Genomic DNA, 12,950 nt, shown 5'->3' on the forward strand with positions numbered 1-12,950 from the left:
TATCGACGACGCCGGCGCCGGCCCGCACGGGCAGGCCGGCGCCGGAGATCCACAGTCGTCAGAGAGCGTTCAGGAACGGCTCGTGGCTGTTCTTGAACTCCCACCCGTAGAACTTGTCCCAGTTGATCGACCAGGTCATCAGCCCGCGGAAGTTGGGGTTCGTGCCGCTGCGCGGCGTGTACCCACCACAGTCGGTGTTCTTGACCAGGCAATTGACCGCCTGCTGCACGCCCGCCGGGGCGACGTACCCGTTCCCGGCGCTCACCGAGGACGGCGCCCCGAACGCCACCTGGTCCTCGCGCAGGGCCGGGAACATGGTGGCCGTGTTACCCGCGACCGGGAAGCCGGCGAGCAGCATGTCCGTCATGGCGATGTGGAAATCCGCCCCGCCCATGCTGTGGTACTGATTGTCCAGACCCATGATCGACCCGCTGTTGTAGTCCTGGACGTGCAGCACCGTCAGGTCGTTACGCATCGCATAGATCACCGGCAGGTACGAGCCCGCCCGCGGGTCCTGGCCGCCCCACGGGCCGGAGCCGTAGTACTGGTAGCCGAGCTGGACGAAGAACGTCTCCGGCGCCATGGTCAGCACGAAGCCCGCGCCGTACCGGCTCTTGAGCGACTTCAGGGCCGCGATCAGGTTGACGATCACCGGGGTGGTGGGGTTCTTGAAATCGGTGTCGCCGGTGTTCAGCGACAGCGAGTGCCCCTCGAAGTCGACGTCCACGCCGTCGAGGCCGTACTTGTCGATGATGGCGCTGACCGAGCTGACGAACTTGTCGCGGGCCGCGGTCGTGGTGAGCTGAACCTGGCCGTTGGCTCCGCCGATCGAGAGCAGGACCTTCTTGCCGGCCGCGCGCTTGGCCTTGATGGCGCTGATGAACTCGGCCTCGCTCTCGACGCCCGGGCATTCGGTCGCCGGGCACAGCGTGAAGCGGATGTCGCCGGACGTGGCCGAGGTGGGCTCGCCGAAGGCCAGGTTGATGATGTCCCAGTCGCCGGGTACGTCGGCCATCCGCAGATAGCCGGAGCCGTTGGCGAAGCTGGCGTGGAGATAGCCGATGAGCGCGTGCTTCGGCAGACCCGTCGCCGGCGGCTGGGTCGGCGGTGTCGTGGGCGGGGTGGTCGGCGGCGTGGTGGGCGGAGTTGTCGGCGGTGTGGTGGGCGAGGTCGTCGGCGGGGTCGTGGGTGGAGTCGTCGGCGGCGTGGTGCCACCACAGGCGCCGTTGTCGGCCCAGACGTCCCACTGGCCGCTGTGCGTCGCCGGGCTCTCGTTCTGGGTCCACCACTTGGCGGTGAAGTTGTGACCGGATTGCGAAGCGGTCATGTCCTTGGTGTAGACGGCGGTGGCGCTCCAGGCCGGCGCGCAGGCCGTGGCGGCTTCGGCGGACGAGGCTATGTAGACGGCGGAGCCGGACGCCGTGAGCAGGGCGGTGGCGGCGAGGAGCAGGGATCGGCGCATGGGGGATGGCCTCCACGTCGGTATATCGACAGTTGGCCAATTATTAGGACTGTTAACTGATTCTGTCCAGAGCCGGCGCCGGGAATCTGATCCGCCGGCCCGAGCGGTCGAACAGCAGCAGGTCCTCCACGCGTACGCCGACGGTCAGCGCCGAGCCCGGCTCGATCCGTCCCGGCGCCGGGACACGCACCATCACCTCGCCCAGCGGCGGCGGCTCCGTGAGGTCGTGTGCCGGCTGCAGGCCGTACGGCGACCGGTCCTGCGGCGCCCCCGTCCGCGGCCGGGGCACGACCGGCGTCTCCAGGTGCGACGTCGCCGCCGGCGTCGGTACGCCGCCCACGTCGAGGTGCACGAGCAGTTCATGCCCCACGTTCTCGACCGCACGCACCGTGCCGCTCAGCGTCATCGGGCCCGGCCCGTCCGCCCGCAACGCCCGGATGGCGACCGTGACCCGCGCGGTGTCGTGCCGGGCCAGCGCCGCCGTCCTCGGATCGTCGGCCGGGAACTCGAGCACCTGCGAGCCGAGGTCGAGCAGCACCCGCCCCTCCGTGGCGTACACGGCGGCCTCGAGGAGGCTGGTACGGGGCTTGCCCAGGAACGCCGCGACGAAGACGGTGTCCGGGTCGGCGTACACCTGGGCCGGGGGCCCGATCTGCTGGAGCACGCCGCGGCGCAGCACGGCGAGGCGGTCGGCCATGCTCATCGCCTCGACCTGGTCGTGCGTCACGTAGATCGTGGTGACCCCCAGTTTGCGGGACAGCGCGACGATCTCGCCGCGCAGCGCGGCCCGTGCGCCGGCGTCCACCTGCGACAGCGGCTCGTCCAGCAGGAACACCGACGGCCGCCGGACCAGCGCCCGGGCCATCGCCACCCGCTGCCGCTGGCCGCCCGACAGATGCTCGGGATAGCGGCTGAGCAGGTCGTCCACCCCGGCGTGCCGGGCGACCTCGGCGACCCGCGTGGCGATGTCCGCCGACGGCAACGGCACGGCCCGCAGCGGGAAGCCGATGTTCTGCGCCACCGTCAGGTGCGGATAGAGCGCGTACGACTGGAAGATCACGGCGATACCCCGGTCGCGCGGGGCGATCTCCGTCACCGCCACGCCGTCGTAGCGCACCTCGCCGGCGGTGGGCTGCTCGACGCCCGCCAGCAGCCGCAACAGGGTCGACTTGCCGCAGCCGGTGGGGCCCAGCAGCACCAGGAACTCGCCCGGAGCCACATCGAGATCCACGCCGTCCACGGCCACCGCGCCGTCGTCGAAGACCTTCGTGAGTGCCCGGGCCGCGATAGCGACCATGCCTCCCATAGTGGGGGCCGCGGGGTCCTAGTGCCAGACGGAGCGGTCCAGGAAGCCGTCGCCGTCGTCGTCGAACATGCGCTTCTCGAACGTACCGTCGTGATCCTTGTCGTAATCGGCGAAGTCCACGCGGTTGTCGAGGTCCTTGTCGACCCCGATGAAGTCTGTCCGGCCGTCGTGGTTCAGGTCGACGAGGATCTCCGCGCCGCCGCCGTGGTGCCCGCGGTAGGTGGAGGCGTCGAGCCTGCCGTCCCCGTCCGCGTCGACCCGGTTGTGGTAGCCCTTCGGCGCCGGCAGCTCCGCATGACCGTGGCCGGCGTGCGCCTCGCCCAACCCGCTTCGCGGAGCGTTGCCGAAGCCGGACACCGCCGGCAGACCGTCCAGATCCGGGCCCTCCGAGAGACCGGGTGCGGACCCCAGACCCGAATGCGCCGGTACGCCCCCGCCGCCGGCCCCCCAGGCTCCGGGCGCGTCGCCGAGGCCCTGCGCCGCGGGGTGCTCGACGGCTGCGTTGGCGGCGAGGCCGGCCGCCGTACCGAATTCGGACCACTCCCCGAGCCCGGACCGGCCCGCGGTGCCCGGGCCGATCCCCGCCGCGCCGTCCGCGGGCACCAGCGAGCCGGCAGTCGGCGCACCGGACTGCGCACCGATGCCGTCGGTGAGCGCGCCCATGCCGCCGCTGAAGGAGCTGAACAGCCCGAAGGTGCTCGACTTGCTGACCCGGTCCTCGACGGTGGCCAGCGTGGCTCCCGCGTCGGAGGCGACCTGCTGGTGCAGGATGTCGACCTCGGCGGCGTCGAGGGCATAGCCGGCCAGCGCCGTGCTCGGGTCGCGCGCCAGCTGCGCCTGGAAGGCGGGGTCGGTGAGCAACCGCTCGAGGACGGCGTCGAAATCGCTCATGCCATCACCGTAGGCGGCGGCGTCCAGCCCCCGGTATCCCTCGGTCAGGCCGGATCAGTCCAGCTCGGGCATGGCCACCGGCTGCGGCCGGGGCCGGCAGGTGCCGCACTGGACCGCATCCTCGACCACCAGCGCCTCGGCCCGGTCCCGGCTCGCCGACCGGCTGACCTGCAACAGGTACGGTCCGAAGCGGGCGTGGTCCTCGCACACGCCGCGACCGCAGAACCGGCAGCTGCCACGCGCCGCCTTGGCGCAGAAGAAACAGAGCACGGCTCATCCAATCACGGGCGGCGTCGAGGTCGACGTCGAAGGTTCAGGGTCGTCGGACGGCGGGTCGCTCGGCGTGGACGGGTCGTCCGTCGGCGGGGTGGACGTCGAGGCCGAGGCCGAGGGCGAAGGCGGCCGGGTGGAGGGCCGGATCGTGGTGGGCGGCGCCGTGGGCCTCGTCGTCGGCCGGACGGTGGTCGGGTCCGGCCGGTCTGGCGTCGCCGGGCGGGCCGGGCCGGTGGTCGGGTCCGGCACCGTGGTCGCCTCGGTGGGCGCCGGGGAGCCCAGCGACGGCGGCACCGTGCTCGGCAGGTCGGAGGGTTCCTCGCTGGGCGAGTCGCTGGGCGAACCGGCGGGCGGGGCCACGGGTACGCCGTCACCGCAGTTGAGCGTGGTCGCGTCGGCCATGGCGGGGGTTCCGGCCACGTACACGCGCCCGGTGGCGACGCCGACCGCGACGGGATCCACCGCGAACCAGGCCGCGCCGTTGTTGGTCACCTCGCCGCCGGCCGTCCGGGCAACGGCCAGGTTGAGCGGCTGGTACGCCCCGCTCGTGCTGCCCGTGTCGGCCAGGACGCGACCGAGGCGCAGGGTGAGCGCCCCGTGCGGCACCCGCCGGCGTCCCGCGTCGGTGTAGAGCGGGCCGACCTCGGCTTCGGCGCCGGCGCAGAGCAGCGTCGCCGAACCGCCCTGGAAGGTGAGCCGGCCGGTGGCCTTGGCGCCCACCCGGATGACGGCGCCGCGGTCGACGTACCGGCGGTCGCCCTCGGCGAGGCGCACGGTCCGGCCGTCGATGGTGGCGGTCACCGTGCCCCGGTCGGAGGTCAGCAGGGCCCGGTCGGTGGGCATCTCGGCCCAGGCGGGGCCGGGCGTGAAGTTCATGCCGGTCAGCAGCAGTGCCAGCAGGAGCAGGAGCAGCACCAGCCACCACATGCGCCGCTCGAAACGACGGTCCACCTCGGGGTCCTCGGTGCCGTCCGGCGGCCCGGGCGGCACCGCGAGCGGCGGGTAGACCCCGGCCGAGTGCACGCCCGTGGCGGCCGGGCCCCGCCCCGCCTCGGCGGGACCGGTGAGCCGGCCGGTCGGGCCGACCAGCGGCGGCAGGTCGGCGGCGTCGGGGATGATCCAGAGCCGGGTGGGCGTACGCGTCTGCGCCACCTCGCCCGGGACGCCGTCACCGACCGGCCCGATGAGCGTGCCGCGGCGCAGCTCCACCCCGTCGGGCATGGCGATCACGCCGGACTCGACGACGACCGCGTGGGTCGGCCCCGCCAGCTCGACCGGCGCTCCGGGCTCGAGGTCGACGGGATGCGCCGAGGCGATCAGGGCCAGCCGCTCGTCCCCGGCGAGACCGGCGAGGGCGGGGGTGTCGGCGAACAGCGCCTCTGCCTCGGCCCGGTCCACCGGGGGCGGGCCCGGCAGCGGGCCGACGACGGTCGCCACGGTCGCGGTCGGCACGGCCAGCAGGGTCGTGCCCGCGGTGTGCCAGTCCAGCGACGTGGCGCGGCCGGTGAGCGCGTTGGCGAGGCCGACGACCCCGCCGGCGCCGACGTGGTGACGGATCGTGCCGCCCGGGTCGTCGGGCCGGCGGGCCTGCATGGCGCCGTCGACGACGACGTACACGGCCTGCTGCGTGCTGCCGGCCAGCACCATCTGGGTGCCGGACGGCGGCCGGACCCACTGCGCTCGCGCCGCCAGGCCGGCCAGCGCCGCCTCGGGCAGGCCGCCCAGGTCGGAGTTGCGCAGGGCGGCGAGCCGCCGGGGCGCGTCGGCCTCGCGGCGCTTCTCGGTCGCGCGCACCCGCAACCGCTGCCACGTGCGGAACGCCCACGCCGCGGCCAGGTAGATCAGCGGGGCGCAGAGCCCACCCACGACCAGGACGAGCAGCAGCTTGCCGGCGGCGCCGCTGTGCCAGAGCCCGGTCGCCAGCCCTTCGATCCGATCCGCCCAGACCCGGTACGCGAGGTTGGCCGCGATCGCCAGCCAGAGCACCGCCAGCACGCCGTAGAGCGCGACGATGCGCCCCTCCCGGTCGAGGCGGCCCCACGCGGGCGGGCGCCCCCGCAACCGGGAGGCCACCCAGGCGAGGCCACGGCCACGCAGATTGGGGATCTCGAGCCAGTCCATCAGCAGGTAGTAGCCGTCCAGCGCCAGCAACGGGTTCAGGTTGAACAGCACGTTGAGGTACCAGACGAAGGCCAGCTTGAAGGCGAGCGGGCCGAGCGCGGGCACCACCAGCCCGAGCAGCTGCATGGAGCCCGCGAGCACCAGGCCCGTCGCGGGACCGGCAGCGGTGACGAGCATGCGCGCGCGCCGCCCGGCCATCCACACGTCCGTGGTGTCGACGAAGACCGACGGGATGCCGAAGTAGACCAGCAGCCCGGCGGCCGGCACCTCCCGGCCGGCGTGCTTCGTGGCCAGGGCGTGACCGAGTTCGTGGCTGGCCAGGGCGAGCAGGTTGAGCAGCAGCAGGATCACGGCGCCGAGCAGGTAGGACCCACCGCTGAGGAACACAGCCTGGCTTCCGCGCCACCACGTGGCGACGAAGATCCCGATGCCGGCCAGCGCGAGGACCGACAGGACGATCCCGGCGGCCTTGGTGAACAGCAGCCGCCCGCCACCCCGGTAGAGCGCGGTGACGACCCGGTCGATGTCGAAGACCAGCATGCGCCGTCCGCGCGCGGCGGCGAGCACTCCCCTGCCCACCCGCTGCGGCAGCGGCTTGCGGTCGAGTTCCTGCAGCGGGCGGAAGGCGTCGACCGGCAGCTCCTCGAGCATGCGGTTGCCGGCCAGGTCGGCGACGACGCGGCGGACCTGGTCGGGCGCCAGCCGGCCGGCGAGGCGCGCGAACTCGGCGACCAGGCGGGCGACCGTGTGCGTGCCGTCCATCATCAGCGCGAGCTGCCACTCCTCCGGCGTCAGCCGCAGATAGCAGGCGCGGCCACCGTCGTCGGGCGATCGGAGCATCACGTACGCGGCGCCGCGGACGCTGGTGAGCTCGGCGGCCTCGATCCCCGCCCGCAGCACCGGCTTGGCCCGGGCCGGGTTGAGCCGGTCGACGACAGCGCCCCAGAGCCCGGGGTCGGCGGGTCCGAGAGGCTCACCCGGCGCGCGCCCGGCCAGGGCTTCCCAGACATTCGTCCGGGTATCGACGTAAGTCACTCGGGTCGGCCTTCCACTCCGCTACGGCGAATGGAGACTAGGCGGTCGGCCGGGCCGAACGCGAGCCCCCGATATGCCACCGAACATCAGATACAGCGCGGAGTGGACACAAAAGGTGCGGTGGGCGGTCGTGACCAACCCCCTTGGTCACGACCACCCACCGCTTGGGGAGGTGGTGCCGCCCGATGGCCCGGACGGCACCGGGTGAATGCCTCAGGACGCCTCGGCGAGCGTGGCGCTGACGGTCTGCTCCTGGCCGTTGCGGGTGAACGTGATCGAGACCCGGTCACCGACCTTGCCGTTCTGGATGATCCCCACCAGGTCGTCGGAGTCGTTGACCGCCCGGCCGTTCACCGACTTGATGACGTCGCCCTGCTCGATGCCGGCCTTCGCGGCCGCGCTGTTCGGGCTCACCAGGCTTACCTGGGCGCCGCCGCCCTCGGCCTCGGTGACGCTGACGCCGAGCGCAGGGTGACTCACCTTCTCGCCGTTCATCAGGGACTTCGCGACGAGCTGCACCCGGTCGCTCGGGATGGCGAAGCCCAGGCCGATGTTGCCCGAGCTCGACCCCGAGGTGGCGATCGCCGAGTTGATGCCGATGACCTGCCCGTTGGTGTTGACCAGCGCGCCGCCCGAGTTGCCGGGGTTGATCGGGGCGTCGGTCTGCAGCAGGCCGGACATCGAGGTGGTGCCCTGCGGCTGCTCCTGCTGCTGCCCGCCGAACGGGTTCTGCGGCGTCTGCTGCTCCTCGCCACCCGACTGGATGGTCCGGTCCTTGGCGCTGATGATGCCCTCGGTCACCGAGCCCTCCAGGCCCAGCGGGCTGCCGAGCGCGAGCACCGTGTCACCCACCTGCATGTCCGCGCTGCGGCCCAGGGTGGCGGGCTTGAGGTCGTCGACGCCGCTCACCTTGACCACCGCCAGGTCCGTACGCGGGTCGGTGCCGGTGATGGTGCCCTCGGCCTTCTTGCCGTTCGCGAAGATGACCGTGACGGTCTTGCCCTGAGCGGTGGCGACCACGTGGTTGTTCGTGACGATGTAACCCTCGTCGTTGAGGACGACGCCGGAACCCTCCCCGGTGCCGGTGGTGATCGACACGACGCTGTCCTTGACCGCCGCCACGATCTGGGCCAGCGACGAGCGGTCGACGACCCGGGTGACCGACGAGTTGGCGGTCTGCACGGTGGCCGTGCCGTGGTCGTCGTCGAAGGCGAGCGCGGTGGCCGCGCCGACACCGCCGGCGCCGAGGGCGAGCAGCAGCGCGGCCGCCCCGGTCACCAGGATGCGACGGCTCCGGCCGGCCCGGGCGGGATCGTGCTGCGGTTCGGTGCCCACGGAGGTCGCCCAGATCGGGGCGTCGGCCCGCGAGGCGCCGTTCCACGGTTCCTGACCGCCCTGGTAACCCCCGGCGTAGGCGGGCTGGGGTGCGGTCTGCGGGTACTGCTGGCCCGGGTACGCCTGGCCGGGGTACGGCGGCTGAGCGGACGGGGAGCCCTGCTGCCACGGCGAAGCGGGCCACTGGCCGGGCTGGTGCTGCCCCGGCTGGTGCTGCGCGGCCGGCACGGGCTGAGGCTGACCGGGCTGCTGAGGCTGACCGGGGTGTGCGCCCGGCGCGGACTGCGGCTGACCGGGCTGTGCGCCCGGCGCGGGCTGGGGCTGACCGGGCTGCGGTGCCGGGTGGGGCTGCCAGGACGCCGGCTGGCCCAGCGCGGGCTGCTGAGCCGTCGTGTCGGACTGTCCCCGCTCCGGGCTGCTGCCTGCGGGAGAGGCGTCCGCGGGCCGGTGCGACGGCTCCTCGGGCGAGGAGTTCTCGTGCCGCTGCGGGTTGGTCTCGTGCTCGTTCATGAGGACAACATTGCCCTCGACCGCTCCGACGGACCTGTGCTGACCCTGAAGGTTTTCTGTGAATGGCGAAGCGCCCGGAACCTCAGGATTCGTCGGGAATGAGAGCGGGCAGAGACACCCGGAAAACAGCTCCCTGACCGGGTTCGCCGAGGACCTCCACGGTGCCGTGGTGGGCCCGTACGATCGCCGCCACGATGGCCAGCCCGAGCCCCGTACCGGTGGCCTCCCGGTCGGTACGCCGGGTCCGCGCCTCGTCCGCGCGATAGAACCGCTCGAAGACGTGTTCGCGCTGCTCAGCCGTCAATCCCGGGCCGGTGTCGGCGACCTCGATGACCGCCCGGTTCCCCTCCGCGGTGGACAGCGACAGGGTCACGGAGGCGTCCGGCGGGGTGTGCACGATGGCGTTGGTCATGAGGTTGCCGATCACCTGCCGCAGCCGTGCGTCGTCCCCGAACGCGACCAGCTTCTCCGGCGCGTCCCGGATCTCCAGCTCGATCCTCCGGTCGGGCGCGGTCGCCTGCGCCGCCTGCACCGCGTCCAGCGCGAGCACAGGAAGCTCCACCGGCGCCAGCGTCACCGGCCGTTCCCGATCCAGGCGGGCCAGGAGCAGCAGATCCTCGACCAGCAGCCCCATCCGGGCGGCCTCGTCCTCGATCCGGCGCAGGATCTTCGCCGTGTCCGCGGGTGCGGCCACCGCGCCCTGCCGGTACAGCTCGGCGAAACCGCGGATGGAGGTCAGCGGCGTACGCAACTCGTGGGAAGCGTCCGCGACGAACTGCCGCATCTTCTCCTCGGAACGCACGGCCCGCGCCTCGGAGGCCCGGGCCGCCTCGGCCGCGTCGCGCGCCTGGGATTCCGCCGCCCGGGCGGCCGTCTCGGACAGCGCCCGGGCGGTGAAGGCCGCCTCGATCTGCGCGAGCATGGCGTTCAGCGCACGCGACAGCCGGCCGAGTTCGGTCTGCGGCTCCCCCTCGTCGGGCTCCGGATCGGGTACGCGCTGAGTCAGGTCACCGGCCGCGATGGCGGCAGCGGTGCGCTCGATCTGCACCAGCGGGATGAGGCTCTGGCGCACGATGGCCGCCCCGACCGCCGCCAAGGCGAAGAGCACCCCGGCCCCGACCAGGGTGTCGACCCAGACGAGCTGCCGGACGGCGTCGTCGATACCCACGAGCCGCTGCCCCACGTGCAGCACCGAGCCGTTGGCATAGGTCACCAACATGCGCCAGTGGACCTGGCCGTCCGCGGAGTTCACCGTGAACGGCTTGTCCACGGTCTTGTTGACCTCGTCGAGGCCCTTCACGAGCGGGGGGAGCTGCGAGGGCTTGAGCGACTGGTCGTACTTCTCGTTGCGCGGGTTGCCGACCCCGTCGACTGTGGTCAGGTTGACGTAGTAGTCCGCCGGCAGGATGACGCGCTCGTTGTAGTCGAGCACGTCGAGCAGCTGGGTGAACTGGATGAGCTGCTTGTCCATGCGGCTGACCAGGTAGCTGTGCAGCGCGTACGTGCTCGCCGCGCTGATCAGGGTCAGCGCCGCGAAAACCAGGGCGAGCACGGATGCGACGAGCTTGGTGCGCAGCGGCACCCGGCGCAGCCCGGTCTGCAGCGGGACGTGGCTGCGGACCCGGTCGGTGAGGGTCACCGGTGGCTCAGGCGGCGGGTTTGCGCAGGACGTACCCGACGCCGCGGAGCGTGTGGATCAACCGTGGCTGCACGTTGTCCACCTTGCGCCGCAGATAGGAGATGTACGACTCCACGATGTTGTCGTCGCCCCGGAAGTCGTACTTCCACACGTGGTCGAGTATCTGCGCCTTGGAGAGCACCCGGTTGGCGTTCAGCATGAGGTAGCGCAGCAGCTTGAACTCCGTCGGCGACAGCTGCACGCGCTGGCCGGCGCGGTACACCTCGTGGGTCTCCTCGTCGAGCTCGAGGTCGGCGAACACGAGGCGCGACGGCTCCTCCTCACCGGCGCTGGTGCGGCGCAGCACGGCCCGGATGCGGGCGGTGAGCTCCTCCAGGCTGAACGGCTTGGTCACGTAGTCGTCGCCGCCGAGGGTCAGCCCCCGGATCTTGTCGTCGGTGCCGTCGCGGGCGGTCAGGAAGACCACCGGCGTGCGCTGGCCGCCCTCGCGCATCAGCCGGATGACCTCGAAGCCGTCGAGGTCGGGCAGCATGACGTCGAGGACGACGAGGTCGGGAGTGGCGTTCTTGGCCGCGCTCACGGCGGCGCTGCCGCTGGTCGCGGTGCTGACGTCGAACCCGGCGAAGCGGAGGCTGGCGGAGAGCAGCTCGAGGATGTTGGCGTCGTCCTCGACCACGAGGAGCTTGGCCTCGCTCTGCTTGCCCTGGGTCTGTGTGGCGGCCATGGCCTCCATCTTCACGCAGGCCCCTGCACCCGCGCTGCACGGCGCCTGAAAGTTTTCTGTGAGCGCGCTACGCGGCGAGTCCGAAGGTGGCGGCGCGCACTCCTGCGGACGCCTGCGCCGCCCGTGCCAGCGACCGGCGGTCCGCGCCCGGCTCCGGGCGCAGTGCCGCCGACCCGACGAGCGTCACGGTCAGCCCGCGCAGTGCTGCCACGCGGCGTACCGATGCCCACAGCGTGTCGTCACCGATGAACGACGCCGACGGGGAGTCGTACCGGATGGCGATCGGCATGACCGGGACCCGGGCGTCCACCGCCGCCTGGAACACCGCGGGCCGGAACGGGCCGCCCTCCGCGCCGCAGAAGGTCGTACCTTCCGGGAAGACCGCGACCGAGCGACCGGCCCGCAGCGCCGCCGTGATCTCCGCGACCGTCGCCGGCAGGCGCTTCGGCCGCGTGCGGTCGACGAAGATCACTCCCACCGCCCGGGCCATCGCGCCGACCGCCGGCCACGCGCGGACCTCGCGCTTGGCGACCAGCGTCATCGGCGCCACCGCGAGCAGCGCGAGCACGTCCAGCCACGACACGTGATTGGCGACGAGCAGGCTGCCCGGTCTCGGCGCCGGGCCGCGCCACACCAGCTTCACCCCGAGGGCCGCGAGCAGGGCGCGGGCGACGGTCCGCGGCGCGCGGCCACGCAGCAGCGGCATCAGCATCAAACCGTTGACAAGTACGGCGGCAGCAGTCACCAACCGCAACACCGTGGCGGCCCCGCTCACGGCGTCGTCTCCCCCGGGCCGGCACTGCGGACCGCACGCCGACACGGGCTGCCAGATCATCGCGTCGCTCCGAGGAAGTGCCGGCGGTACCGGGGGTCCATCCGGTCCATGGAGAACAGCACGTAGAAGTCCGCGCACTCGAAGTCGGGGTCGTACGCGGGTTCGCCGCAGATCCAGCTGCCGAGCCGCAGGTAGCCCTTGAGCAGCGGCGGCGGCTGCACCTTGGGGTCGCCGACGAGCGTGGTGCCGGCCAGCCAGTTGCGGCGCGGCTGGACGCGCAGGGCCGGCGGTGACATGTGCCGGCTCTGCACCCGGGCCCAGACGCCTGCCGCCGTACGGCCGCCGTCGTCCAGCGGGACCGAGGCGCAGCCGCCCAGCCAGCGCAGGTTGTTGAGGTGCAGGTAGCGGGCGATTCCGGCCCACATCAGGTTGACCACGGCGCCGGAGCGGTGGTCGGGGTGCACGCAGGAGCGGCCGGTCTCCACGAGCTGGTCGCGCAGCGGGCGCAGGCCGCTCATGTTGAACTCGCCGTCGCCGTAGCGGCGGCCGGCGCGCTCGGCGCCCTTCGGGGTCATCATCCGGTAGGTGCCGACCACCGCGCCGGTCGCGTCGTCGCGGACGATCAGGTGGTCGCAGAAGTCGTCGAACTCGTCCACGTCCCGCCCGTCCGCGGTCGCGCCGCGCAGGGTGGCGCCGAGTTCGGTGGCGAAGACGTCGTGGCGCAGGCGCTGCGCGGCCGCGACCTGGTCGGCGTCGTCGGCGATGAGGAGCGAGTAGCCGCTGGTCCCGGTGGGTGCGGCGGCGGTCATCAGTACCGTCATGAGAACTGTGTAAGGCTCGCGATTGCCGGTGGCGTGGCGCACCGGGTGGCGGCGGATG

10 protein-coding genes are annotated in these 12,950 nt (G+C 72.7%); all 10 read right to left on the reverse strand.

Annotation, left to right across the window (positions count from 1 at the left end; translation table 11 throughout):
• Positions 1-58 precede the first annotated feature (58 nt).
• Positions 59-1,462 (reverse strand): glycosyl hydrolase family 18 protein, encoded by a 1,404-nt coding sequence (locus tag ACIBO8_RS24840; protein WP_396117656.1) that lies wholly within the window; start codon positions 1,460-1,462, stop codon positions 59-61.
• 52 nt (positions 1,463-1,514) lie between these two features.
• Positions 1,515-2,759 (reverse strand): ABC transporter ATP-binding protein, encoded by a 1,245-nt coding sequence (locus tag ACIBO8_RS24845; RefSeq protein ID WP_396117657.1) that lies wholly within the window; start codon positions 2,757-2,759, stop codon positions 1,515-1,517.
• A 27-nt stretch (positions 2,760-2,786) separates the two neighbouring features.
• On the reverse strand, positions 2,787-3,659 hold the full coding sequence (locus tag ACIBO8_RS24850; RefSeq protein WP_396117658.1) for a hypothetical protein: 873 nt from the start codon (positions 3,657-3,659) through the stop codon (positions 2,787-2,789).
• Between the two features lie 54 nt (positions 3,660-3,713).
• Positions 3,714-3,929, reverse strand: coding sequence for a hypothetical protein (locus tag ACIBO8_RS24855; RefSeq protein WP_364711480.1), 216 nt, complete (start codon positions 3,927-3,929; stop codon positions 3,714-3,716).
• A gap of 3 nt (positions 3,930-3,932) precedes the next feature.
• On the reverse strand, positions 3,933-7,088 hold the full coding sequence (locus ACIBO8_RS24860; protein WP_396117659.1) for a cyclic nucleotide-binding protein: 3,156 nt from the start codon (positions 7,086-7,088) through the stop codon (positions 3,933-3,935).
• Positions 7,089-7,301: 213 nt separating this feature from the next.
• Entirely contained in the window at positions 7,302-8,933 is a 1,632-nt protein-coding gene (locus tag ACIBO8_RS24865) for a trypsin-like peptidase domain-containing protein (RefSeq protein WP_396117660.1), read from the reverse strand.
• 82 nt (positions 8,934-9,015) lie between these two features.
• On the reverse strand, positions 9,016-10,572 hold the full coding sequence (locus tag ACIBO8_RS24870; protein ID WP_396117661.1) for a sensor histidine kinase: 1,557 nt from the start codon (positions 10,570-10,572) through the stop codon (positions 9,016-9,018).
• Positions 10,573-10,579: 7 nt separating this feature from the next.
• Complete coding sequence (locus tag ACIBO8_RS24875; RefSeq protein WP_396117662.1) at positions 10,580-11,296, reverse strand: response regulator transcription factor; 717 nt, start codon at positions 11,294-11,296, stop codon at positions 10,580-10,582.
• A gap of 67 nt (positions 11,297-11,363) precedes the next feature.
• Positions 11,364-12,071, reverse strand: a complete 708-nt coding sequence (locus ACIBO8_RS24880; protein WP_396117663.1) for a lysophospholipid acyltransferase family protein — start codon at positions 12,069-12,071, stop codon at positions 11,364-11,366.
• A 56-nt stretch (positions 12,072-12,127) separates the two neighbouring features.
• A complete protein-coding gene (locus ACIBO8_RS24885; protein WP_396117665.1) occupies positions 12,128-12,892 on the reverse strand; it encodes a GNAT family N-acetyltransferase in 765 nt (254 codons plus the stop codon).
• Positions 12,893-12,950: the final 58 nt, after the last annotated feature.

Source organism: Actinoplanes sp. NPDC049681, assembly GCF_044465265.1.
GTDB lineage: Bacteria > Actinomycetota > Actinomycetes > Mycobacteriales > Micromonosporaceae > Actinoplanes.